The organism is Acholeplasma laidlawii (assembly GCF_015709225.1).
In the GTDB taxonomy this organism is placed as follows: domain Bacteria; phylum Bacillota_I; class Bacilli_A; order Acholeplasmatales; family Acholeplasmataceae; genus Acholeplasma; species Acholeplasma laidlawii_A.
On record NZ_JADNRS010000053.1, the window covers coordinates 18094 to 42054 of the forward strand.

Annotated in this window: 24 protein-coding genes; 6 read left to right on the top strand and 18 right to left on the bottom strand. The window is 32.7% G+C overall.

Annotation, left to right across the window (positions count from 1 at the left end; genetic code table 11):
• Position 1: 1 nt before the first annotated feature.
• The 10 genes from ybeY to IY230_RS05820 form a co-directional block, all read right to left on the bottom strand.
• Positions 2 to 415, bottom strand: a complete 414-nt coding sequence (gene ybeY, locus IY230_RS05775; protein WP_196370601.1) for an rRNA maturation RNase YbeY — start codon at positions 413 to 415, stop codon at positions 2 to 4.
• The gene (locus IY230_RS05780; RefSeq protein WP_196370603.1) at positions 405 to 1358 is read right to left on the bottom strand and encodes a PhoH family protein; all 954 of its coding nucleotides are present in this window, start codon (positions 1356 to 1358) and stop codon (positions 405 to 407) included. The genes ybeY and IY230_RS05780 overlap by 11 nt, the downstream gene beginning before the upstream one ends.
• Positions 1359 to 1549: 191 nt before the next feature.
• Complete coding sequence (gene rpsU, locus IY230_RS05785) at positions 1550 to 1729, bottom strand: 30S ribosomal protein S21 (RefSeq protein ID WP_196370605.1); 180 nt, start codon at positions 1727 to 1729, stop codon at positions 1550 to 1552.
• Positions 1730 to 1809: 80 nt separating this feature from the next.
• The gene (locus IY230_RS05790; protein WP_196370607.1) at positions 1810 to 2493 is read right to left on the bottom strand and encodes an RsmE family RNA methyltransferase; all 684 of its coding nucleotides are present in this window, start codon (positions 2491 to 2493) and stop codon (positions 1810 to 1812) included.
• 54 nt (positions 2494 to 2547) lie between these two features.
• Positions 2548 to 2784, bottom strand: coding sequence for a preprotein translocase subunit SecG (secG, locus tag IY230_RS05795; RefSeq protein WP_012242895.1), 237 nt, complete (start codon positions 2782 to 2784; stop codon positions 2548 to 2550).
• A 106-nt stretch (positions 2785 to 2890) separates the two neighbouring features.
• Positions 2891 to 4090: an InlB B-repeat-containing protein gene (locus IY230_RS05800; RefSeq protein WP_196370609.1), complete on the bottom strand. Its 1200-nt coding sequence runs from the start codon at positions 4088 to 4090 to the stop codon at positions 2891 to 2893.
• Positions 4091 to 4092: 2 nt separating this feature from the next.
• The gene (locus IY230_RS05805; protein WP_196370611.1) at positions 4093 to 4881 is read right to left on the bottom strand and encodes an iron ABC transporter ATP-binding protein; all 789 of its coding nucleotides are present in this window, start codon (positions 4879 to 4881) and stop codon (positions 4093 to 4095) included.
• Positions 4878 to 5873: an iron chelate uptake ABC transporter family permease subunit gene (locus IY230_RS05810; protein ID WP_196370614.1), complete on the bottom strand. Its 996-nt coding sequence runs from the start codon at positions 5871 to 5873 to the stop codon at positions 4878 to 4880. The genes IY230_RS05805 and IY230_RS05810 overlap by 4 nt, the downstream gene beginning before the upstream one ends.
• On the bottom strand, positions 5866 to 6843 hold the full coding sequence (locus IY230_RS05815) for an ABC transporter permease (RefSeq protein ID WP_196370616.1): 978 nt from the start codon (positions 6841 to 6843) through the stop codon (positions 5866 to 5868). The genes IY230_RS05810 and IY230_RS05815 overlap by 8 nt, the downstream gene beginning before the upstream one ends.
• Positions 6840 to 7154 carry an antibiotic biosynthesis monooxygenase family protein gene (locus tag IY230_RS05820; RefSeq protein ID WP_196370618.1) on the bottom strand — a complete coding sequence of 105 codons (315 nt, stop codon included), beginning with the start codon at positions 7152 to 7154 and terminating at the stop codon, positions 6840 to 6842. Before IY230_RS05820 ends, IY230_RS05815 begins: the two co-directional genes overlap by 4 nt.
• Before the next feature lie 170 nt (positions 7155 to 7324).
• Between IY230_RS05820 and IY230_RS05825 the strand changes: the two genes are divergently transcribed.
• Complete coding sequence (locus IY230_RS05825; protein WP_196370620.1) at positions 7325 to 7921, top strand: MBL fold metallo-hydrolase; 597 nt, start codon at positions 7325 to 7327, stop codon at positions 7919 to 7921.
• A gap of 31 nt (positions 7922 to 7952) precedes the next feature.
• Here IY230_RS05825 and IY230_RS05830 read toward each other — a convergent pair whose 3' ends face one another.
• The 5 genes from IY230_RS05830 to mgtE all read right to left on the bottom strand — a co-directional run bounded on the left by IY230_RS05830 (position 7953) and on the right by mgtE (position 14563).
• Positions 7953 to 9440 carry a carboxypeptidase M32 gene (locus IY230_RS05830; protein ID WP_196370622.1) on the bottom strand — a complete coding sequence of 496 codons (1488 nt, stop codon included), beginning with the start codon at positions 9438 to 9440 and terminating at the stop codon, positions 7953 to 7955.
• A 153-nt stretch (positions 9441 to 9593) separates the two neighbouring features.
• Positions 9594 to 10943 carry a glucose-6-phosphate dehydrogenase gene (gene zwf / locus IY230_RS05835; RefSeq protein WP_196370624.1) on the bottom strand — a complete coding sequence of 450 codons (1350 nt, stop codon included), beginning with the start codon at positions 10941 to 10943 and terminating at the stop codon, positions 9594 to 9596.
• On the bottom strand, positions 10940 to 11842 hold the full coding sequence (gene gnd, locus IY230_RS05840; RefSeq protein WP_196370626.1) for a phosphogluconate dehydrogenase (NAD(+)-dependent, decarboxylating): 903 nt from the start codon (positions 11840 to 11842) through the stop codon (positions 10940 to 10942). The genes zwf and gnd overlap by 4 nt, the downstream gene beginning before the upstream one ends.
• A 74-nt stretch (positions 11843 to 11916) precedes the next feature.
• Positions 11917 to 13239, bottom strand: a complete 1323-nt coding sequence (locus IY230_RS05845; RefSeq protein ID WP_196370628.1) for a magnesium transporter — start codon at positions 13237 to 13239, stop codon at positions 11917 to 11919.
• Positions 13232 to 14563 (bottom strand): magnesium transporter, encoded by a 1332-nt coding sequence (mgtE, locus tag IY230_RS05850; protein ID WP_196370630.1) that lies wholly within the window; start codon positions 14561 to 14563, stop codon positions 13232 to 13234. The genes IY230_RS05845 and mgtE overlap by 8 nt, the downstream gene beginning before the upstream one ends.
• A 248-nt stretch (positions 14564 to 14811) precedes the next feature.
• Between mgtE and IY230_RS05855 the strand changes: the two genes are divergently transcribed.
• The 5 genes from IY230_RS05855 to IY230_RS05875 are packed head-to-tail and all read left to right on the top strand — an operon-like array spanning position 14812 to position 20071.
• Positions 14812 to 15759 carry an RnfABCDGE type electron transport complex subunit D gene (locus IY230_RS05855; protein ID WP_196370631.1) on the top strand — a complete coding sequence of 316 codons (948 nt, stop codon included), beginning with the start codon at positions 14812 to 14814 and terminating at the stop codon, positions 15757 to 15759.
• Entirely contained in the window at positions 15756 to 17726 is a 1971-nt protein-coding gene (locus tag IY230_RS05860; RefSeq protein WP_196370632.1) for an FMN-binding protein, read from the top strand. The genes IY230_RS05855 and IY230_RS05860 overlap by 4 nt, the downstream gene beginning before the upstream one ends.
• Position 17727: 1 nt before the next feature.
• Positions 17728 to 18387 (top strand): Rnf-Nqr domain containing protein, encoded by a 660-nt coding sequence (locus IY230_RS05865; protein ID WP_012242909.1) that lies wholly within the window; start codon positions 17728 to 17730, stop codon positions 18385 to 18387.
• Positions 18388 to 18400: 13 nt separating this feature from the next.
• Entirely contained in the window at positions 18401 to 18985 is a 585-nt protein-coding gene (locus tag IY230_RS05870; protein ID WP_196370633.1) for an Rnf-Nqr domain containing protein, read from the top strand.
• Between the two features lie 9 nt (positions 18986 to 18994).
• A complete protein-coding gene (locus IY230_RS05875) occupies positions 18995 to 20071 on the top strand; it encodes an NADH:ubiquinone reductase (Na(+)-transporting) subunit F (RefSeq protein WP_196370634.1) in 1077 nt (358 codons plus the stop codon).
• 86 nt (positions 20072 to 20157) lie between these two features.
• On the opposite strand, the gene IY230_RS05880 is transcribed toward IY230_RS05875, so the two are convergent.
• Genes IY230_RS05880 through IY230_RS05890 form a run of 3 tightly spaced genes read right to left on the bottom strand, consistent with a single transcriptional unit; the run spans position 20158 to position 23949 of the window.
• Positions 20158 to 20799 (bottom strand): V-type ATP synthase subunit D, encoded by a 642-nt coding sequence (locus IY230_RS05880; protein WP_196370635.1) that lies wholly within the window; start codon positions 20797 to 20799, stop codon positions 20158 to 20160.
• A 5-nt stretch (positions 20800 to 20804) separates the two neighbouring features.
• Positions 20805 to 22184, bottom strand: coding sequence for a V-type ATP synthase subunit B (locus IY230_RS05885; protein WP_196370636.1), 1380 nt, complete (start codon positions 22182 to 22184; stop codon positions 20805 to 20807).
• 4 nt (positions 22185 to 22188) lie between these two features.
• Positions 22189 to 23949 carry a V-type ATP synthase subunit A gene (locus IY230_RS05890; protein WP_230852614.1) on the bottom strand — a complete coding sequence of 587 codons (1761 nt, stop codon included), beginning with the start codon at positions 23947 to 23949 and terminating at the stop codon, positions 22189 to 22191.
• Between the last annotated feature and the right edge of the window lie 12 nt (positions 23950 to 23961).

Genomic DNA, 23961 nt, shown 5'->3' on the forward strand with positions numbered 1-23961 from the left:
TTTATCTTTTCAAATTTGCTTTATTCAGTATTTCTTCTTGAAGCGTGAACATTTCTTTTTCATCTGCTTCGGTATGATGATCATATCCAAGTAGATGTAGGTAACCATGAACTGCTAAAAATCCGATTTCACGTTCTAATGTGTGACCATAATCAAGTGCTTGAATTTTAGCTTGATCAATACTTATGAAGATATCTCCTAATGAGTCATCTTTTTCATCATCATTTGGAAATGAAATAACATCAGTTGGTTTATCGATATTTCTATAAGTTTTATTGATATCTGTAATTTGTTTGTTATCAACAAAAATAACTTGCATTGATTTTTCTTCTTTGATGTCTTTAAAAACAGTTTCTAATATAGCTTCAAATTGTGTTGTTTCTTCTTTATATTGGTTAAAATAATTAACTTCCATTTTGTTCATATCTTTCTAGTATTTTTTGTACTAATGGGTGACGTATGACGTCAACCTTTTCAAATTGAATGATTTTTGCATCATCTATATCATTTAGTATTTCCAATGCTTGTTTAAGGCCAGATTTGTTTCTATACCCTAAATCGACTTGCGATGGATCTCCTGTTACAACCATATAGCTTGAAAACCCTAATCTTGTTAGAAACATTTTCATTTGAGTTTCCGTAGTGTTTTGCGCCTCGTCTAGTATAACAAATGCATTTTCAAGTGTACGCCCTCGCATATATGCAAGTGGTGCAACTTCAATGATACCTCGCTCCATTAAACTATTGGTAGTCGCTATACCTAAAAAGTCATATAATGCATCATATAGTGGTATTAAATAAGGATCGACCTTTTCTTTTAAATCACCTGGTAAAAATCCGAGAGATTCACCTGCTTCAACTGCTGGTCTTGTTAATACTAACTTTTTAACCAAACCTTTTTTGAGTGCAGCAACAGCATGAGCAACCGCTAAATACGTTTTACCAGTACCAGCAGGTCCCACGCCAAATACCAGTGGATATTTTAAAAGTGCATCACTATAAGCTCTTTGGTTAAATGTTTTAGGAACAATGGATTTACCTTGATCAGAAATTAATATTTTCTTTTGAGACTTATAAAGATCTAAGATGTTTTCTAATCTGTCTTGTTCAGCCATCTTAATAATATATAAGACATCTCTTTCAGTTAAGATAATTTTATGCTCAGCAAGTAAAATAAGCGTTCTAAATATATTTTCTAGTAATACACGGTCAGACGCTTTAGCGTCTACGACAATTTGACCATCATGAATGGATACATCGAAACCATAATGAGATTTAAAAACTTTTAAGTTTTTATCTTCAATTCCAACTAAAAGTTGTAGAGTTTCAACGTGATGGACATTCAGGTTTAATTTCATGCATAATCCTCCATTTTTGTCTATATATATTTTACCTTAAATGTGCATAAATTGCACTTACAAGTAGCCAAATACCATAAAAAACATCTCTTTTAAGTTAAATAAACATAAATTTATAGTGAAATATCCTTATTTGGGTCTAGGGGTCAAAAAAACACCTCGATTTAAGGTGTTTTTAAAGGAATTTTAGCTTATCTTTTTTTCTTCTTTGTTTTAGCTGCTTTAGCTTTCATACGACGATCAACGCCTGGTTTAATATAATATTCGCGTTTACGAGCCTCTACGAGAGTTCCTTCTTTACTTACGGTGCGCTTAAAACGACGTAGTGTATCTTCTATCGTCTCACCTTTACGTACTTCTGTTTTAGACATAATCTGCCCTCCTCCCGTTATGTTTGATTCATCAAACCTTTATTATTATAATTCATTTCTCTATAGATGTCAAAAGGTTTTTATAATTTTGTTAATAAACATGCATTTAATATTGGAATATGTGCTAATTCAGTAGGTAAGATGGACTGTCCTAAACTTACAGTGATTGCTCCACACTCAACTAATGCATTTCTTTCCATTTCATCAATACCACCTTCAGGTCCTATAATGACAATTAAGTCTTTAGTACCATGGTCTTTGGTGAAATCTTTTATATTATAAACTCTTTCTAATTCATCTAGTAAAACAAGTTGTTTACCATCAGTGTTTATATCTTTTAAACTTTCAAGTAATTGAATATGAGGTAAGGTACTTCTTTTGGATAGTTCTGCTGCCTCTTTTGCAATCTTATTCAACCTTGATAGTTTATGATCAACGTTAGAGAGTTTAGCAATACTTCTTTTCATAGCAACAAATATAATCGACTTTGCTTGAAAGAGTGTAGCATACTTTGTAACAGTATCCATCTTATCACCCTTAGGTAGACCTTGAACAATGGTTACGTTAAGTGGTGGGTTATCTTCTAACTTTTCCGTTGTAGAAAAACCTACTTCTTTATGTTGAATTTCTAGAGTAGCTAAGTAACATCCTGTTGTCCCACAAACTTCAACAACTGTGCCAGATTTAAAACGCATCACATTTAATATATGATGCACATCGTCTTTATCTATTTTATTTTCATGATCTAAAAAATATCTTTGCATAAACTACCCTCTTAAATAAAAATAGGTATTCCGTTTGGAATACCTAATTTATAATTACATAAAGAATCTATCGATATTGTTACTCCAAAGAATCATAGCAAAAAATAATATACTTATAATTAACATTGCTCTATTGAAGAACACATCAGGACCTTGTACTTTTTTATTTCTGAATAATTCAGAATTATTACCTGTAAAAGCACTCATTACATCGTCTTTTGAACTTTGTAGTGCAGATATACCAATCATTAGTATACTTGCTATAAATATTACCCAGTCTGGAAATTGCATATTACATACTCCTTTTAATAAACCCTAATTATTATAACAAACTTAGAGCACATATGTCAATAAGCTTTTGTTCTATAATTATAACACAATTCATACAAAAACAAACCTATTCATTAAACATTTGTTCAATATCCTCTATCATCTTTAGCGTAGATTCTACACCACCTGGTAGGATATACCAACTCATCGGATCTAATACATAAATATCACTGTTTTTACCAGCAGTTGTATTTTTTATAAGTGCATTATTCATGATTTGGTCAAGTGCTCCAGTTGAACCAATTGCAGCAGATCTATCCATTAAAAATATAACTTGAGGATTGACTTGTGAAACATATTCAAAACTTACTACATTTCCATGTGTTTCAAGTGTTTGTAAGCCTGGATCACTTGGTATAAATTTAAATTCGTTATATAAAACACCATATCTAGAACCACTACCGAAGACAGATATTTGATCACCATTTATTTGAAGAAATAATACATTTTGTCCATTGACCTTAGATTGTAGCGTGCTTAACCTAGCATCAATTAAAATCTGTTTGGTTGTAAGCTCTTCACTAATATTTGGGAAAATTAATTTAAGTGTGTTTATTACTTCAGTTAGTTTTTCAAAACTGAATGTTGAGTTGGATACATCGATGATATCTGTATTAGGATACTTTTCTTTAAGTGACGTATAAAGATTAGCACTTCTTCCACCAAGTATAATTAAGTCAGGCATCATAAGATCTAATGTATCATAATTAGGTTCAAATAATGTGCCTGTATTTGGATATTTATTAGATTCAAATGCGCTAATTGATGCTGGTAGGTTAGATTTAGGTAGACCAAAGAATGTAATCCCAGTCTTATCAAACCCTACAGATTGAAAAATATCTACAACTTCTAATGCAAATGTTACAACCACTTTGGGATTCACATTTACTTTGGATAAAGTGACTTGTTTTTCATAAACTGGTTCATTTGAACTATCAAAGCCTATTTGAATAGAGACTGTTTGTGTGATTGTAGTTAACCACTTAGCATAGAGTTTTGTATCCTTTTTAACTGTATTCGTTTCAAAGTTCCACGGTTTTGAATATCTTGAATCTTCATACCATCCATCAAACTCATAATCTAAGTATGTAGGTGTTTCAGGTGCTTCTAGTTTACTACCATATTCTACTGTATAAGATTCAACAGGCGTATCTCCACTATCGATAAACTCAATAGTTTTGATACCACTGCCCTCAGATAACGGGTTGCAAGCAGTAAGTGTAGTAATCATTACAATAAGTAATGTGATATTTATTATTTTTTTCATTATTATTCGCCTTCTTCTTCACTAAATATTAGTTCATTCTTATGGTAGATACATATACGTTTACCATCAACTTCTCTAATACAAAAATTAGAATCATAAATACTGTTTAAAGTTTTTTCTACCATTAGATTTTCTGATGGTCCTTCAAAATAGATTTCACCATCTTTGATTGCTACTACGTGTTCACAAAATGTAGATGCAATATTAATGTCATGCATCACTACAACAATTGTTTTACCTAATTCATCAACAAACTTTTGTAGTAATAACATCATCTCAACGCCATGTTTCATATCTAGGTTATTCAGCGGCTCATCTAACATGATATATTTAGTATCTTGTACCAATACCATAGCTAGTAATACACGTTGTAGTTGACCACCACTTAAGGTATCAATATGTTGATATTTTATCTCTTCTAAACTTAAGTAAGAAATCATTTGATCAATAATCTTCTTATCTTCTTTAGTAATTTTACCTTTAGAATGTGGATATCTACCAAAAGAGATGAGTTCATAACTTGTAAGTTTTAGATTAAAGTGATTCGCTTGTTTAAGTACGGCTATTTGTTTAGATAAATTCATTTTACTGTCTAAGATATCTACACCATCTATTTGTATTTTTCCAGATTTAGATTGAATAACCCTACTAATAACATTAAAAAGCGTTGTTTTACCAGCACCATTTGGTCCAATAATACCTGTTATTTTACCTTCAGGAATGGTGAGACTGATATTTTTTAAGACTTCTTTATTACCATAGCTTTGGTGAATATTTTCTAATATAATCATATTTTGTGCTCCTTTACGATGAGATAAATCATGTAGATACCACCAAATAAACTAATAAAGGTGGTGACCACTGTTTTAAAGCCAATTAATTCTACAATCGATTGACCTAGGATTAATACTACGACTGCAATTAAACTAGATAAGATAAATATGTGTTTATGGTGATATTTATCATAAAGTTCTTTTGCTATATTTACAGCGATGAGTCCTAGAAAAGATAGTGGACCGACAAGTGCTGTTGTAAGTGCAATCGCAATAGAGATAAATATTAAATCGATGTGGGTTTGTCTTTTATAATCAATACCTAAATTCATCGCATGACTCATACCCAGTGCCATGACATCATATACATGTGCCTTACGATAAAAATAAATTGTTGTTACTACTGCAACCGGTAGTGCGATGAGCGTCAGGGTTGAATTAATATTGACAACTGATACATTGGTTAAACTTGTAATAACTTGAAACTCTGTTGGATTCATAAGTATTTGTAAGAATGATGCATAGTTTGATGCAAGTGTTGAAATTACCATCCCCACTAATAATAATAGTAAAATATTATTTCTGTGTTTTCTTAAAATCGTTTTGTACATTAAAAGTGTTATACCAACCATGAGTAAAACTGTAATTAGAAAGTTAAGTATAGGGTTTACTACAAATTTCGACATACTTGCAAAATATACAAGGGTTGTTTGTGTGACCACAAAAATACTATCAAACCCCAATAAACTTGGTGTAATAATTCTATTTTGTGTAAGTGTTTGAAATACAGTAGTCGATAAAGAAATAAGTATTGCTGCAATTAAAAGTGCAACAACTTGAACTGTTCTTCTTTGAAAGATAGTGAGCATTGTTTTTAAAAATAAGGGTGCTCTATCTGGATCATTTAAACTAAAGACAATCACATCATATTGAGAAACCATCCAAACACTTAAATATATCAAGATAGCTACAAGGGTTACCATAACCCAAAATTTATATGTTTTAAGCATGTTTTGTCTTCCTTAATAGTAGATATAGGAAAATCACAGAGCCAACAATGCCCATCACAAAACCTACAGCAACTTCAAAGTTGTATCCAGTAAGTATAAATAACACAACACGGGCTAAGATATCACAAACTAAGACAAAGATACTTCCAAAAATCATTAAATCAAAAACACTTTTCTTTAAGTGATCACCATAATATAAAGATACTAAATTAGGAATAATCAAACCTAAGAAAGGTAATGGACCTACTACAATAAATGTAGATGCTGTAATTACTGCTACAATAACGATCCCTAAAGTTATCACTTTATTATAGTTAACACCTAAGTTATTCGCAAAATCTTTACCTAAAGAGACAATATTAAACTCACTCGCATAAACAATAGCAACAACAAGTGCTGGTACAACAAAATAAACCATCTCATATGTGCCAATGGTTTTATTCGTAAAACTACCCACCCCAATACTATTTAAGAATTGAAGTGTGCCCGTAGACTGTGCTACAACAATAGAAAAGGAACTGATTAAAGCACCAAACATCATCCCTATTAAAGGCACATAAACTTCGTTTTTAAACTGTATTTTGCTTAAGAATGTAATAAATATTAAACTTGCAATAAGTGATGTTAGAAATGAAAAAATAAACTGTACCCAAAGTGCTAAACCAGGGAAAAACAGGTATGCTACTAATACACCTAAAGTAGCTGCTTGGGTTGTTCCAATAACTCCAGGGGAAACAAACTTATTTTTTGCAACAGATTGCATGATTAAACCTGCAACACTTAATGCTGATGCACTTAAAATAATCGTTAAAGTTCTAGGTATTCTAGAAATAAGTAAAATTTCAATTGTTTCGGGTGTGAACTTAAACAAAGTCCATAAGTTCACATCTTTCCTTGCATCAATACTTAAAGATAATACAATCAATATAATTAAGACAAATACACTTACTGTACGTCTTAGTTTAATCATATTTCCCCTACAACCTCGTAGGTTTCACGAGTTACTTCAAGTATCTCTTCTGGTCTTTCATGACCTGATTCTTTTTTAGCTTTATGCATCGCTATATGTTCTGGAGAACCCTCCCAAACAAAAAAAGCGCGTTTATCTTTCCAATAAATCTCTTGTCTAAAAAAGTCATAATCCTTATGTTTACTATCTAACAATAAATAAGATTTCACATAACCTTCCGACTTAGACATTAGGGTTCGTTTTGAAAAGCGCTCAACGACATCTTCCTGGTGACCTTTTTTCACCTTCATGGTACGTACAACTACATACATAATATTCAATTTCCTTTCGTTCTACAAGTGTTCTTATTTAAGTATATAATAAATCATTAATTGAATCAATCGTTTTTATTTATAATCTTTATAAATACTACAATATGTAAATATAATCGAAGTATTTGTTAAAATCATAAAACTAGTGTATAATCTCTACAGGTGAAATTATGGAAATCATTGGATTAAAATTGGGAGAAGCTCGATCGAATGCGTATGTAGTTTCAGAAAATAAACAATGCTTTATTATTGACCCTGGTTATGAGGGTTCTGAAATTATCGAATACATCAAGTCAAGAAAGCTTGATCCACAATTTATTTACATTACACATGGCCATCATGATCATACCGGCGGTGTAAAACAATTAAAGGAACATTATCATATCCCAGTGTATGCGCCACTAAAGGATAAAGTTTGGATGACAGATACTGTCTATAACTATTTTGCATACGATGTACCTGTGGATCAATATGTAGTTGAAGGCGATAAAATAGATTTTGGTCGCCACGTTTTTAAAGTTATCGAAACACCTGGTCACTCAGAAGGTTCTACTGCTTTATATAATGAACCATTTCTATTTTGTGGTGACACGTTATTTTTCGAATCTATCGGCCGTACAGATAAACCTTTTGGCGATGAGAAAGTTTTAATGGATACCATTAGAACTAAACTACTAACATTACCTGATAAAACTGTTGTTTATCCAGGACATGGTAAACCAACTACAATTGGATATGAAAAAGAAAATAATCCCTTCCTAAAATGAAAAACAGATGCTTGAATAGCATCTGTTTTTTTTAACTTGAAAACTTTCTTTTTAAGTATTCAATGTAATATTTTGAATTAAAAGGCTCACCTGTTGCCATCAACATCAACTCTTTTGGTGACTTGCTTTGACCATATTGATGTATATGTTCTTTTAACCATGCATTAATTTTTTCAATTTTATTGTCAGAAATCGCATTTTCAACATTAAAATCTTTGTTCATTGCATAGTAAATTTGTGCTGCATACGCACTACCTAGCGCATAGGTTGGGAAATAACCAAATGATCCTGCTGCCCAATGGATGTCTTGTAAAACACCATCTTTATCATCTTTAGGACGTACACCAACGTATTGTTGGTAAAGTCTCTTCCATCTTTTAGCAACATCTTTTGCTTTGAGTTTACCGCTAATTAGTAATTTTTCTATTTCATAACGAACCATAATGTGAAGTGGATAGGTAAGTTCATCAGCTTCTGTTCGTACAAGTGATCTTTCAGCACGGTTAATATATTGATAGAACTCTAGTAGTGTTACATTCTTAAGTTCCTTATCAAATATTTCTTTTAAGTGATCAAAATGTGCTTCCCAAAATGCATAGGAACGACCAATCATATTTTCATACATTCTTGATTGAGATTCATGAATCCCCATAGAACTACCTGTTGCAAGATTTGTATCTTTTAATTCCGGACTAATATTTTGTTCATAGATTCCATGTCCCATTTCGTGAATTGTTGAAAAGATAGCTGATTCAATGGAGTTTTCGATGTATCTTGTTGTAATTCTTACATCAAAACTTGAAAAATTTGATGTAAACGGATGTGCACTTGTTCGAAGTACACCATGTGTTAAATCAAATTTAAATACATCTGTTAAATACATGTTGAATTGTTTTTGTTTGTATAAAGGAAATAAATTTTTAGTTAATTTTCTAGATAAGGGCTTTTTACCACTGGTTGCAGTTAAGACAAATGGTACAAGTTCATTTCTTAAATCTTCAAAAAATACATCATATTCCTTTGTTGTCATACCTTCTTCAAATAAATCAAGTAAGACATCATAACCTTTAAGTTCAGGAGTTTGTAGGTAACGTACAATTTTTCTTTGGTATGCAACTATTTTTTCTAGTACCGGTAAAAACATTTCAAAATCATCATTTTCTCTAGCTTTTGACCAAATAGAAGTAGATTTAGATAGTAATACTTGATAATCTATATATTCATCTTTCGGCATCTTCTTGATTAAACGATGTTCTTTTTCAACCTTTTTTATTTCTCTTTTTAGCAAATCATCAAGTTTATCAATATTTTCATATAAATAATCAATTGCTTTATTGTATTTTTTATCAGTTTCTAAAGCATAGATTTCATTACTTAAGACTTCAATTTGTTCGGCTCTATAATCTACAGCGCCCGTGGGGTGATCCGTTTCTAAATCCCACTCTAAAACCCACATCGCATAGCCATATGCATTGAGGCGTTTACGCATGTTTTTGTAGGTATCTATATACGTTTGCATAGTGTACTCCTTTAGGTATTTAATTCTTTTCTATTATAGCATTAATATGTTGTTATATCGTCTTTTTGTACATATATTCTACTAAAACGCTATAGAAAGCGTTTCCAAATGGACAAATATAAAACACTTATATTGAATAAGTGTTTTATATTTTTATTTTTTATGAATATGACTCATGATTTCTTTTTCATCTTCATAGACGATTACACAGTTCGTACACTTTTTGATTTGATCAATGAAATGCCAACTTGCATCAATTTCATCCCATCTCGTAAATAGTGTCTTATGTCCGGTAACAATATCTAAAATGAGTTTTTCATAGGCTTCCGGAATATTCCCCTCAACGGATTCTGAGGTGTTAAAGGATAGTGTAACTTCTTCTAAATTTTCTTTTAATCCAGGTTTTTTAGAGTTTATATTAAGTGCTACACCATCATTTGGTTGAATATGAATTGTTAGTTTATTTGGTAAAATATCTAAATGCCAGTTTTCTTGTTCATCGGTTGGGTAATAAAGTATTTCAATATAAGATTCTTTTTTAGCCAACTTCTTACCAGTTAATATTTCAAACGGAATACCTCTAAAACGTGGTGTATTCACATACGTTTTAAAGTAGACAAATGTTTCAGTATTCGAGTCACTTGGTATATTTTCTTCATCTAAATAGCCTTTGTATTGACCAAATACGACACTTTCTTGATCTATTTCAAGACTTCTTAATACTTTCACTTTTTCATCTTTGATGTAATCTGATTGATATTTTTTAGGTGCATCCATAGCAACTAAAGATAATATTTGTAGAAGGTGAGATTGAACCATATCTTTTAAGGCACCAGATGTATCATAATATCCAGCTCTTGATAAAATACCTTCTTCTTCTTTTACATGAATTTTAACTGACTGAATAGATTTAGAATCCCAAGTATCTTTTAATATTCTATTAGCAAACCTGACTGTCATTAGATTTTGAATCATCTCTTTACCTAAGTAATGATCAATTCTAAATATTTGAGATTCATCAAAGTAGTTCCATAGCATATCGTTAACTGCCATCGCCGAATCCAGATCATGACCAAATGGTTTTTCAAACACTAAGACTTGGTTTGGATTTTTATATTCTATCAGTTTAGATTGAGATACGTTTTTAGAAACAGTTTTTAATATTTCCGGCCCTATAGCCATGTAATAAATTTCTTTAGTATCTGGTTTTAACATCGGTTCAATAAATTTTTGAAGGTTTACATAGTCTTGAGGTTCTGTAATTTGAATTTCATAATACGTTAAAATCTTATTTAAAGTCACTATATCTAATTTCTTAGTTGTATGCTTTTGAATATATTCTAAATAAGCCTTTGTATCAAAATCACGACGACCTAATGCTATGACTTGTACATTTTGTGTAATATTATTTGATTTATATAGTGAAGTAATTGCAGGCAATAACTTTCTTGCAGTTAAATCACCTGTAGAACCAAATATAACAATAATTAAATCTTTTTTCATTTTTTCTTCTTATATACTGCATGCCCACCAAATTCATTACGCATTGCAGCTACCACTTTCTCGCTAAATTTGTGCTCATCTCTTGATTTGTATCTTGTAAATAAGGATTGTGCAATGACTGGAATAGCTACTTCTAAATTAAGTGCTTCTTCAACCATCCATTTACCTTCACCACTATCATCAATACGACCTTGTATTTCACTTAATTTAGCATCTTTACTAAATGCACTGCCAATATAACCTACAAGTGCAGATTCAATGATAGATCCACTATTCCATACTTGAGTTAGACGTTCATAATCCACATCAAAATTAGAGGCTTCAATTAATTCAAAACCTTCACCAATAGCTTGCATCATACCGTATTCTATACCATTATGAACCATCTTAACAAAGTGACCACTACCTGGACCACCCATATAGCCATAACCGTCTTTAGCAGATACATCATGATATACCGGTTTTAAATATTCAAATACTTCTTTAGTTCCACCAACCATTAAACAAGCACCATGTCTAGCACCTTCAGTACCACCTGAGGTACCAACATCCACAAAATCGATGTCTAACTCTTTAAGTCTGTTATAACGTTCAATAGATTTATTAAAGTTAGAGTTTCCACCATCAATAATAATGTCTTTTTCATTTAAATAAGGAATCACTTGTTCAATGACTTGATCAACCAAGCCGTTTGGTATCATAAGCCAAACAACAAATCTTGCATGATCTTTTCTAACTAAAAAACTAGATAGTTCATCATGCGTTTCAATACCAGCCTTATTTAATTGTGCTCTAGCTTGATCGTTTAAATCAAACCCAATCACTTCATGTTTCTTATCTTTTAAGTTTAATGCCAAATTTGCACCCATTTTTCCTAAACCAATTAAATGAATTCTCATATTTGACTCCTTTTTATTTTTATTCTATATGCTATTTTAACACATGATGTATCTTTATATTTTATATAAACTCTTTATGACAGTAAAATGATTGCTGCAATGACGAAGTAACTTCCAAGTGCAAAAAAGTCATTGATTGTGGTAATTAGTGGACCACTTGCTGCTTTTTCATCCAGATTAAACTTGCGCAGTACCATCGGAGTAAGTACACCAAATAATGCAGATAAAACCATAGATATAAATATAGATAATGATACAACCAGTGCAACCAAGTTCATATCTGTATAGGTATTAGGTAGGATGTTTAAAAATGCATAGACAAATCCACCACCTAAAACACCTGAAATCAAACCATTTAAGAAGCCAATCCCAAGTTCAAATAAGACATCTTTTTTAAATAATTGGGGTTGATTCTGTAGTTTTAAAATGGATACTGCAATACTTTGTGTACCAATATTACCAGCCATCCCAAGTATGAGTGGTTGGAATAGAATTAATGCAACATTCATTTCTAGAACATTACTAAATCCAGAAAGAGCACTTACTATCACTATATTTAGTAAAGCACATATCACTAGCCAAGGTAAGCGGTTCATAGAGCGCTTTAAAGCAGAATCAGTATCACTTACTGTATGCGCTTTAACTAAACTCGTAATGGTTTCTGTATGTAATTCATCCATAATTGTTAAGGCATCATCTAATAAGATAATACCAATTTGTTTATGGTCATGATCTAGTACTGGAATGATTTCTATATCATAGTCTCTAATCTTTTTAATAGCAAGTTCAATTGGGTCATCTGAATATACAAAAGGATATTGATCATTGATGAGTTTTTCTAGACTTTGATTTGCTCTTGCAATAATGAGTTCTTGTAGAGGAATTGCACCCTTATATAAATCATCTTGATCATGGAAAAATATAACATCAAGTTCATCTTTTTCGGTGACTTCTGTTGTCACATAATGCGTTGCTTCTTTTACAGTGAATGTACTTGGTAGATTTACAAAGTGAGGAGATGATAAGGCACCTGATGAATCTACTTCATAAGTAAATAACTGCATAATTTCATTCTTAGTTTTTTCTTGCAATAATGAGATGATAAATATCTGTTTTTGAACCTCATGTAAATCAATAAATGCTTTAATATCTTCAGTATCCAAAAACTTTAACATGGATTGTTTCTGTTCTTTTGAGAGTTCTTCAAAAAACTCTATTTGTACCGCTTCATCTAGTAATACAAATACATGTTTAAACATCTTAACACCGAGCGCTTGGAAGATTTTCATACGGTGGTCTTCATGATCTTCAAATACTGTAGCAATATCAGAAGCATGATACTTTTGAAGCTGTACTTTTAACTTTTGTACAGATGCATTTAAGTCAATATTACGCATGGATTATCCCTCCTAGTAGTAAAGTAGCTAAACCAAAATAAATGACTAGGCATAAAACATCAATAATTGTAGTAATAAAAGGACCAGATGAGGAAGCAGGGTCAAAGTTAAGTTTGCTTAGTATAAAAGGAACTAAAAACCCTATAATAGGTGCGAGTATGACAATAATCCAAATAGTTAAACTTACAACAATACTTACTAATAAAGGGGAATCCACCTTCATTAAATCACTTAAAATGTAAGCTGCAATAAATGCTAAAATACCTAGTGCAAAACCAATAATCATTCCTGATAATGCTTCTTTTAGGCCATCTTTAATCGATACACCTTCTTTACTTGTTAGTCCAACTAGTGTAACAGCAAGTGTTTGGTGGGCAACATTACCACCAGAATCTAATAGTAGTGGTTGGAATAAAGCAAGTATCACGACACTTGTTAAAATCTCTTCGTAATTTGAAGTAATTAGTGCAAGTGGAATACTTAAAATCATCATAATAATTAACCAAGGTAATCTTCTAAGTGCACTATTAAATACATTGGTCTTAACATCTGTATCAGGAAGAAGTGATAGTTTTTCAATATCTTCTACTGCTTCATCACGGTAGATATCAAGTAAGTCATCGGTTGTAATTGCTCCAATGATCTTTTGTTCATCATTTAATACGGCAACATCATAAGCACCATAATACTTCATATGTTTGATGATGACATCTACATCATCAAATACATTGAGTACTGGTTCTTTTTTGAGAATATCTTGGGCAGTTAAAGGACTTTTCGATCTAACTAAAGTCTTTAATGAAATTTGACCTAAATATTTCGATTCATTATCTGTTACAAATATCGTTTTAACACTCTTTAAGTCCGCTGCGCTTTTAATGAGCTTTTTAGTAATATCTTTGACATCATTTGTACCTTCTACAAACAATATGTCATTATTCATATAAGCACCAGCTGTATATTCCTTATATTGGATTAAGTTTATTACAGGATCACTGGCGTCTAGTTCGTTAATAAGTTCTAATCTCTCTGATTTACCAAACTCGTTAATAATATCAGCAGCATCATCAGGCTCAAGATTTTGAACAACTAATACTTGTTCATCTAAACTCTGGGTTTGGAGTAGTTCTGCTGCATGTTCTGGTTCAAGGTATGACAAAACATCAGCAAACTGCTCTGTAGGTAGAATTTGCTTCAATCTTTCTTGATATTCAGGCTTTAGTTCTTTGAAGATTTCTACAATATCAAAACTGTGCATTTCTTCTAATGCTTGAAGGATATCCTTATCAGAAGCATCATTTAAAAGCATATCTTTAATATCCATATTTACACCACCCTTTAATTCTTCATCCGTTATTTTTATTACTAAAATTTGGTAAAGTCTTCTATTATTAATGATATCATTTTTAAGCACCTTTTGTCCATTATGCTGTCTGATGTTATTTTTTTATTGTTACATCTAGTTCGGTTCTTCTTTGTTATACAAAGGTTTAATAAATCGAGTGTAAATTTACATATTTTTTCGTCTTATCATGTTAAAATAAATATAACAATACTTGAGAGGAAATTAAAATGAATAAATCACAACAAAGTAGAATTTTTGTTGCCAGCGCATTGTTCATATTATTGATAGCTGCTTCGTTTATTTTTGGAGCAACTGTTTTTATTGTGGGCGCAGCGGCAATACTCACGTCTTTCGTGGTAGAAATACTTAGCTCAAAAGCTAGAAAAGAAACTTTTGATTGGACAAGTTTCTGGATTACACCACTTGTTATTACACTACTTACAACACCAACGATCATTGATCAAGTTTGGATGGTAAGTATTGCAACAGCATTTGGGGTATTCTTTGCAAAATCCATATGGGGTGGGCAAGACAAGAACGTATTTAATCCGGCAATGGTTGGATTAATCTTCATTGCACTTGCATTTCCAATTTATGTTAATAATTTTCTAGAACCAGTATCTGGTTTGGCTTCTCCTCAGACTTTAGCTACAATCTTTAAAAATAGTCCAGGACAAATCATGACTACCTATTCCTTATGGGATGTCTTACTAGGAAACTATGCTGGAGCAATTGGTACTACATTTAAGTTAGGTATCATTATATTAGGTTTACTCATGATGATTATTAGAATTTCTGATTGGCGTATTCCACTAACCTTTGTAGGTACATATTTTGTATTATCTCTCATAAATGGTTTCACTAAAACTGGTGTTAATCCATTTATGTATGCAACCTACTCTATTTTAATGGGGCACTTGATGTTTGCTGTTATGTTTGTTTCTACAGACCCACAAACTGCACCATTATACAATAAAGGTAAATTCATCTATGGCATTGGATTAGGATTTATAACTTGGATTATTCAAAATATTTGGGTTTTCAATCCACTTGCACCTAATACTGAAGGTATTATCTATTCCGTAACGTTCATGAATGCTGTTGTAGGCTTAATTGATGTATGGACTGTACCTAAAGTAAAAGATATTCCTAACCTCGAGGAGGTTGCTATATGAAAAAATATATTAGTATGTTAAGCTTTGTTCTTATCATGGGTATTTTATCTTCTGTCATTTTAATGGGTGCAGATATGATCACACGTGATAGAATTGCTAAAAATGCAGAATATGCTTGGAAAACAGCTATATTAACGCATCATAATGTTGATTATACTGATGCGAACTTCGACGAAGTATTTCTAGAGACTTTTGAAGAAAGAACTGCTGAAGATACGAATGGTAATACTAGATACTTATATGTACACAATCAAACTGGTGCAGTGAGTTATCAGTTCAGCGGTGGTGGCTTATGGGATACCATTGCGGGTGTTATTACATTAGAAAGTGATTTCCAAACAATTGTTCAAATTACCGTTACTAAACAAGGAGAAACTCCAGGTTTAGGTGGTATTGTCGCAGAAAAACCTTATCTAGATAATTATGCAGGTAAGAAATTTGATGAATCCCTTGGTTTAGTTGCTGTTAAGACAGAGCCTACTACAGATTATGAAGTAGATGCAATTACCGGTGCTACTGGTACTTCTAATGCTTTTGTTGGTCTACTAAGTGTTGAATACCGCACTATGTTAGGTTTATTCGGAGATGTGAATCCATTATCCGTTGCAATGAAAGCTATTATGACTCATAATGATGTCGAGTTTACTGGCGAAAACTTTGAAGATGTATTTGCTCAAAACTTCGAAACAACTACAATCGATGAATTAACACTATATACTCACAAAGTAAATGGCAACGCAAGTTTCACATTTACTGCTGGCGGATTCAATGGTCCAATTGATGCAGTTGTGACACTTGATCCACTATTTGAAACAATTTTAGGTATCAAAGTACTTTCTCAATCTGAAGGTTGGGGCGCAGTTATTCAAACTCACCCAGAAGTATTAGAGTACTTTGTTGGTAAGAAATTTGCACCTGACTTCGAATTATCTGATGATTTTGATGGTTTCGGTGGTGCTACTACTACTAGAAAGAATTTCGTATTAGGACTTAATGACGCAAGAGATTTATATTATTCAATCTTTATTGATGGTGTAGATCCAAACATGGTTTGGAAACAAGCACTTCTGACAAATAATGGTATTCCTTCTACTGAAGAAGATTATAAGACATTATTTAATCAAACATTTACAGTTGAAACACAAGGTGATTTAACACTTTACAGAAATAACACAGATCAAAATATCAGTATGTTATTTGAAACAGATGGTTTTGGTGGAGTTATTAAAGGTGTACTAACACTTGAAAATGATTTTTCAACGATTGTTTATATTACAATTTACCAACAATCAGAAACTTGGGGAGCTCGTATCCAAAATAATGCAGAATTCTTTGATGCTTATGTCGGTAAGAAGTTTGCTCCAATAATCTCATTTGTAGAAACACCAACAACTGATTCTGAAATCGTTGATGGATATGGTGGTGCTACTACAACTAAAGGCGCTATGCTTGAAATATTAAATTCAGTACGTGATTCATATTACACTGCGTTCTTCGATCCAAACATGGTTTGGAAAAAAGCAATGCTTGCAAATAACGGTGTTGAATCTACTGACTTAAATTATGAAACATTATTTGATACAACATTTAATGTAGAAACTTCTGGTGACTTAACATTATATACAAATAAAACAAATCAAAATGTAAGTTTCACATATGAAACAACAGGTTTTGTAGGTGACATTAAAGGTGTTATAACACTAGCTAGCGATTTTGAAACAATTGTTCGTATCAGTGTTTATGAACAACATGAAAAATGGGGTGCACGTATTCAAACAACCCTAACATTCTTTGATGATTATGTTGGTAAGAAATTCTCACCAACAATCTCATTTGTAGAAACACCAACAACAGATTCTGAAATTGTTGATGGTTATGGTGGAGCTACTACAACTAAGGCTTCTATGTTAAACATTTTAAATGAAACTGTAGCAGCATATAAATTAGCATTTGCGGAGGAGGCATAATATGGAAAACAATCAATCAATCTTACCTAAACCAAGTCGTTGGTTAAGACTCCAATATAAAAAATGGTTTCTAATACTTAAAAATGGTATTTCAGAAGAAAATCCAATTATTGTCTCAGTATTAGGTATCTGTTCAGCACTTGCTGTTACAAATAGAGTAGAAAATGCAATCGTCATGGGTATTGGTGTTACATTCGTTATTATGGCTTCTTCTATGATGGTCTCTATGATGCGTAATCTCATCCCTTCTAAGGTACGTATGGTAGCTTTCATGGTTATTATTTCAATGTTTACTATCGTAGTTCAAATGTTCTTACAAGCATTCTTACCTGTAGTTGCTGCAAACCTTGGTGCATATACTGGTTTAATAATTACAAACTGTATTGTTATGGGTAGAGCAGAAGCATTCGCTATCAAAAACCCTGTTAAATATACTATTATTGACGGTTTTGCTAACGGTATGGGTTATACCTTAGTATTAATTGCAATCGCTGCAGTTCGTGAGCCTTTAGCATTTGGTACATTCCTTGGTATGAGCATTCCTGGTTTTGATAACTGGATCAACTGGAACGTTATGGCGTTAGCACCTGGTGGTTTCTTCGTATTAACCTTATTAGCATGGTTAGTGCGTACATTAACCAAGAAATATGAAGAAGCGTAGGAGGAGATAAAACATGGAATTAATTGAATTATTCTTAGCATCAATACTATCAAATAACATCGCCTTAATCTTCATTTTAGGGATGTGTTCATTAATCGCTGTCTCCACATCCATTAAAAACTCAGTCAACATGGGTGTTGCAGTTATCTTTGTTGTTACAATAACGGCTGTAATTAACTGGCCAATCTATGAATTACTTAAAGCAACTGGTACAGAACAATTAGCATTATTAGTATTTATTATTGTTATTGCAGCATTTGTACAATTCTTAGAAATGTTCTTAGCTAAATATTTTCCAAAGATTTACGAATCATTTGGTATCTTCTTACCTCTGATTACTGTAAACTGTATCGTATTATCTGTATCATTATTTTTCCAACAAAGAAATTACGATTTCTTACAAACAACCGTATTCGCATTCGGTTCTTCAGTTGGTTGGACATTTGCAATGATCTTACTTGCAGGTGTTAGACAAAAAATGTACCGCGTATCTAACCTTCCAAGAGGTTTACGTGGTCGTGCGATTGCATTCTTAATTTTAGGGATCTTAGCATTAGCATTCATTGGCTTTACCGGTATCGGTAGAGTATCATTTTAGGAGGAAACTATGAACCCATTATATACACCTATAATTCTTATTGGTTTACTCATCGTTGTTACACTTGTAGTTATCTTAGTTGATAAATTACTCGGTGGTGGTGGTGAACGTAAAATCACTGTTAATAAAGATAATGTCATTACAATCTCTGGTAGAGAAACAGCATTAAATGCACTAACTAATAACAAGATTTTCTTACCATCTTCATGTGGTGGTAAAGCTACTTGTGGTACATGTAAATTTAGACTAGTCGATTGGCATGAAGCACCAAAACCTACAGAATTACCATTCTTATCTAAAGATGAAATTAGCGAAGGTATTCGTTTATCTTGCCAAGTGGTAGTTAATGAGGATATGCAAGTTGAAGTCCCACCGTCCGTACTAAACGTTAAACCATTCTATGGTAAAGTCGTTGAAGTTGAACAACTAACCCATGATATTAGACGAATCAAGTTTGAAATGAAAGAAGATTTCGTTTTCAAACCAGGACAATACTTACAAATCGAAGTACCTGGTATTGAAACAACGAGAGCATACTCTATTGCATCAAATCCAAATGATTTAAGACACCCAGAAGTCATTATTCGTTTAGTACCAGGCGGTGTCGCAACTAAGTTTATTCATAAAGCATTAGTTATTGGAGATACATTAAAAATTACTGGTCCATTTGGTGACTTCTTCTTACAAGAAGAGTCTACTCGTCCAATCATTATGATTGCTGGTGGTTCTGGTAAAGCTCCAATTCGTTCAATTATCTATAAATTAATTGAACAAAACATGCCAAGAAAAGCACAATATTTCTTTGGTGCAAGAACTAAAAAAGATTTATATTATACTAAAGAGTTCAAAGATGTTGAAAGAATGTACCCTAACTTCAAATATATTCCAGCTTTATCTACTCCACTTCCAGAAGATGAGTGGGATCTAGATATCGGGCTTATCACTGAAGTTGTTGCAAGACACACTGGTGATCTAAGTGGTCACGAAGCATATCTTTGTGGATCTCCTGGTATGATCGATGCATGTATTAAAGTATTAAGAGAAAAAGGTATGCCTGAAGAACATATCTACTTCGATAAATTCTAATTTTAAAGGTGAGCTTATTGCTCACCTTTTTCTTTATTTCAACTAAACATAATAAAAACTCACCAAAATTATGGTGAGTTTTATAATCATTTTTGACTATCTAATTGTTTTTTTAAGATAAGATCTTTAGATTTCATAATACGGATTGTATTAGATAATTCTGCCTCATTGATTTTCATACGAACCACTTTAATATCTGCCATAATTTCAGGAATTAAAATATGTTCAATCGCGTTTACACGGCGCTTAGTCTTTTCTATTTCTCTAATCAAGATACGAACTCTTTTATCCATTGCAGCAAGTTCAATAAACTTATTTAAATTACTTGCTAGATTTAGGACAATATCATCTAATATCGGATGCGTACCATGAAATGAGTACGTGATTTGAGGCTTTATAGTTTCTTTAATCTCAATTTTAGGTACTGTAACACTCATGACGGACTCTTTTTTATATTCCAGTTCTAGCGTTGTTGCAGGTACTAGAAATTTTTCACGTAATTCAGATTCATAATGAAACGCTTTAGCACTATCATACTTATCTAAGGCATCCAACCATTTATCTTCAACAAGTGTGCGTAAGACTTTATATTGTTCAACCATGCTTAAAAATTGGCGCATCATCTCATCTTGTTTATCTTTTAAAAGACGATGTCCTTTTCTTGTAGTAGCTAGTTGATTTTTTAATCTTGTAAGCTCCATTCTTGTTGCATTAGCGATATTTGGCATTGAAATTACTCCTTAACTTTGTAGTATTTATCTAAGCGTTTATTAGAGATACGTTTTAATTCAGATCTCGGTAGAATATTTAATAACTTCCAACCTAGATCAAGTGTTTCTTCGATCGTTCTATTAGAATCATATCCTTGAGATAAGTATTCTTTTTCAAACTTATCTGCAAATACTGCATAGAGTTTATCAGTATCCGATAATGCAGATTCACCAAGTACAGTTGCTAATTCTTTAGCTTCTTTACCACGCGCATAGCTTGCAAACAATTGGTTTAATGTATCAGAGTGATCATCTCTAGTTTTACCTTCACCAATACCTTTATCCTTTAGACGAGATAAAGATGGTAAGACATCCACTGGTGGTTGTATACCTTTTTGATGTAGGCTTCTAGATAAAATCACTTGACCTTCTGTAATATATCCTGTTAAGTCAGGAATTGGATGAGTCTTATCATCTTCTGGCATGGTAAGGATTGGCAATTGGGTAATAGAGCCTTTTTTGCCCTTTACACGACCTGCACGCTCATATAAAGATGAAAGGTCAGTATACATATATCCTGGGTAACCACGACGTCCTGGCACTTCTTTTCTCGCTGCTGAAATTTCTCTTAAAGATTCTGCATAGTTTGTAATATCAGTCATGATAATTAAAACGTGCATATCTAATTCATAAGCTAAATACTCCGCTGCTGTAATTGCCATACGAGGGGTTGCAATACGCTCAACTGCTGGGTCATTTGCAAGGTTTACAAACATGACAGTTCTATCGATTGCACCTGACTTTTTAAATTCTTCAATAAAGAAGTTTGACTCTTCAAATGTGATACCAATTGCAGCAAATACTACCGCAAAATTATCCGTTGTACCGACAACTTTTGCATTTCTAGCAATCATTGCAGCAAGTTTATTATGTGGTAAACCTGATCCTGAAAAGATTGGTAATTTTTGTCCACGAACAAGTGTATTTAATCCATCAATGGATGAAACACCTGTTTGAATAAACTCAGATGGATAGTCTCTTGCTACCGGGTTTAGTGGTATACCGTTAATATCCATTTTCATTTCTGGAATGATTTTACCTTTACCATCCTTAGGTTCACCCATACCACTAAAGATACGGCCTAAGATGAGTGGAGATAAATCAAGTTCTAAACCATGACCTAAGAATACTGCTTTAGCATCTTCAATTTTTAGTCCTTGACTGGATTCGAATAATTGAACTAACGCTTTATCTTGATCAATTTCTAGAACGCGTCCATATCTGGTTGTGCCATTAGCAAGTTTAACACGCACTGTTTCATCATACTTAACATTTTCAGTATGTGTAACAAGCATTAGAGGTCCAACGACTTCTTTGATTGTTTTATATTCTTTAATTGCCATCGTTTTACTCCTTTCTTAAACCGCTAAATTGTTGATGCATCTGTTTAACGACTTCTTCATATGTGCTTAACATATCTTTTTCTTCAACATACTTAAAGCGTCCAATTTGTTCTTTCACAGCTAAGCGTTCAATATCTTTAAAAGACATTTCATGTTCAATTGCGTGAACTGCTAAGTCGTTAAATAAAATAATCATATCTAATAATCTAAATTGTTTATCTAATGATGAATACGTATCAATTGGATCAAATGCATTTTGATGTAAATAGTCTTCACGAATCATTTGAGCTACTAATAATTTTAGACGATCTGATGCACCTAGTGAATCTACCCCAACAAGTCTTACAATTTCTTGGAGTGAAGCTTCTTCTTGTAATAGCGTTGAAACAAAACTTACATGGTGTGTCCAATTTTTATCTACATTTGTATTAAAGAAGTCTCTAATTTGTTCATCATATAGTGAATAGGATTTTAACCAATCTATCGCAGGGAAGTGACGTCTATATGCAAGTGATGCTGATAAGCCCCAGAACACTTTAACAATTCTTAGTGTTGCTTGTGAAACCGGTTCTGATGTATCTCCACCTGGAGGAGAAACAGCTCCAATTGCGGTAATTGCACCAGTTCTTGCCTTTGAACCAAGTGTTTCAACCAAACCAGCACGTTCATAGAATTCTGCAATTCTTGAACCTAAATAAGCAGGATAACCTTCTTCACCTGGCATTTCTTCTAATCTTGAGGACATTTCACGTAAGGCTTCAGCCCAACGCGATGTAGAGTCCGCCATAATCGCCACTTTATAGCCCATATCTCGATAGTATTCAGCAATTGTAATACCTGTATAGATACTAGCCTCTCTAGCGGCAACTGGCATGTTTGAGGTGTTTGCGATTAATACGGTACGTTTCATAAGTGGTTGACCAGTTCTAGGATCCTTTAATTCAGGGAATTCCATAAGTACGTCAGTCATCTCATTTCCACGTTCTCCACAACCAATATAAACAATAATATCTGCATCAGCCCATTTAGCTAGTTGGTGTTGAACTACAGTTTTTCCACTACCAAAAGGTCCAGGGATTGCTGCAATACCACCGATAGCAATCGGAAACAATGTATCAATAACACGTTGTCCTGTAACCATTGGTTGGGTTGGTGCTATTTTTTTGTTATATGGTCTTTTAATACGTACTGGCCATGATTGCATCATCTTAAGTGGGATGATATCACCATCATGATCTAGTTCACATACTGTATCTACTACTGTAAATTCACCAGATTTGATTGTTTTAACAGTACCACTTAGATTTGGTGGAACCATAACTTTATGTACAACGGATTCTGATTCATGAACGATACCAATAATATCGCCACCTTCTACAACATCGCCTACTTCAACTTGTGGAATAAATTGCCACAGTTTTTCTCTACTTAATTTTGGAATATCAACACCCAGTGGAATACCTTGTCCATGGATTTGATAAATATCATCTAGTGGTCTTTGAATACCATCAAAAATACCACCAATTAAACCAGGTCCAAGCTCAACACTTAATGGTTCATTTGTTAAAAATACAGGTTCACCTGGTCCAATACCAGCAGTTTCTTCATAAACTTGAATCGATGCTAAATCACCACGTAATTCTAGGACTTCACCGATTAATCTTTTGTCAGAAACTCTAACAACGTCATAAACTTGAGCTGAACCCATGTTTTTAGCAACAATTAATGGACCTGATACTTTAGTAATAATACCTTTATTTGTCATTTTTTCATGCTC

Excerpts from the sequence above, each read along its gene's own strand:
- IY230_RS05880 (WP_196370635.1), bottom strand. The coding sequence starts at position 20,799 with ATGCCAAATATCGCTAATGCAACAAGAATGGAGCTTACAAGATTAAAA.
- IY230_RS05855 (WP_196370631.1), top strand. The coding sequence starts at position 14,812 with ATGAATAAATCACAACAAAGTAGAATTTTTGTTGCCAGCGCATTGTTC.
- ybeY (WP_196370601.1), bottom strand. The coding sequence starts at position 415 with ATGGAAGTTAATTATTTTAACCAATATAAAGAAGAAACAACACAATTT.
- IY230_RS05830 (WP_196370622.1), bottom strand. The coding sequence starts at position 9,440 with ATGCAAACGTATATAGATACCTACAAAAACATGCGTAAACGCCTCAAT.
- gnd (WP_196370626.1), bottom strand. The coding sequence starts at position 11,842 with ATGAGAATTCATTTAATTGGTTTAGGAAAAATGGGTGCAAATTTGGCA.
- IY230_RS05800 (WP_196370609.1), bottom strand. The coding sequence starts at position 4,090 with ATGAAAAAAATAATAAATATCACATTACTTATTGTAATGATTACTACA.
- zwf (WP_196370624.1), bottom strand. The coding sequence starts at position 10,943 with ATGAAAAAAGATTTAATTATTGTTATATTTGGTTCTACAGGTGATTTA.
- rpsU (WP_196370605.1), bottom strand. The coding sequence starts at position 1,729 with ATGTCTAAAACAGAAGTACGTAAAGGTGAGACGATAGAAGATACACTA.
- IY230_RS05890 (WP_230852614.1), bottom strand. The coding sequence starts at position 23,949 with ATGACAAATAAAGGTATTATTACTAAAGTATCAGGTCCATTAATTGTT.
- IY230_RS05865 (WP_012242909.1), top strand. The coding sequence starts at position 17,728 with ATGGAAAACAATCAATCAATCTTACCTAAACCAAGTCGTTGGTTAAGA.
- IY230_RS05790 (WP_196370607.1), bottom strand. The coding sequence starts at position 2,493 with ATGCAAAGATATTTTTTAGATCATGAAAATAAAATAGATAAAGACGAT.
- IY230_RS05825 (WP_196370620.1), top strand. The coding sequence starts at position 7,325 with ATGGAAATCATTGGATTAAAATTGGGAGAAGCTCGATCGAATGCGTAT.
- IY230_RS05805 (WP_196370611.1), bottom strand. The coding sequence starts at position 4,881 with ATGATTATATTAGAAAATATTCACCAAAGCTATGGTAATAAAGAAGTC.
- IY230_RS05845 (WP_196370628.1), bottom strand. The coding sequence starts at position 13,239 with ATGCGTAATATTGACTTAAATGCATCTGTACAAAAGTTAAAAGTACAG.
- IY230_RS05860 (WP_196370632.1), top strand. The coding sequence starts at position 15,756 with ATGAAAAAATATATTAGTATGTTAAGCTTTGTTCTTATCATGGGTATT.
- IY230_RS05810 (WP_196370614.1), bottom strand. The coding sequence starts at position 5,873 with ATGCTTAAAACATATAAATTTTGGGTTATGGTAACCCTTGTAGCTATC.
- IY230_RS05815 (WP_196370616.1), bottom strand. The coding sequence starts at position 6,843 with ATGATTAAACTAAGACGTACAGTAAGTGTATTTGTCTTAATTATATTG.
- IY230_RS05820 (WP_196370618.1), bottom strand. The coding sequence starts at position 7,154 with ATGTATGTAGTTGTACGTACCATGAAGGTGAAAAAAGGTCACCAGGAA.
- IY230_RS05885 (WP_196370636.1), bottom strand. The coding sequence starts at position 22,184 with ATGGCAATTAAAGAATATAAAACAATCAAAGAAGTCGTTGGACCTCTA.
- IY230_RS05870 (WP_196370633.1), top strand. The coding sequence starts at position 18,401 with ATGGAATTAATTGAATTATTCTTAGCATCAATACTATCAAATAACATC.
- IY230_RS05875 (WP_196370634.1), top strand. The coding sequence starts at position 18,995 with ATGAACCCATTATATACACCTATAATTCTTATTGGTTTACTCATCGTT.
- IY230_RS05780 (WP_196370603.1), bottom strand. The coding sequence starts at position 1,358 with ATGAAATTAAACCTGAATGTCCATCACGTTGAAACTCTACAACTTTTA.
- mgtE (WP_196370630.1), bottom strand. The coding sequence starts at position 14,563 with ATGGATATTAAAGATATGCTTTTAAATGATGCTTCTGATAAGGATATC.
- secG (WP_012242895.1), bottom strand. The coding sequence starts at position 2,784 with ATGCAATTTCCAGACTGGGTAATATTTATAGCAAGTATACTAATGATT.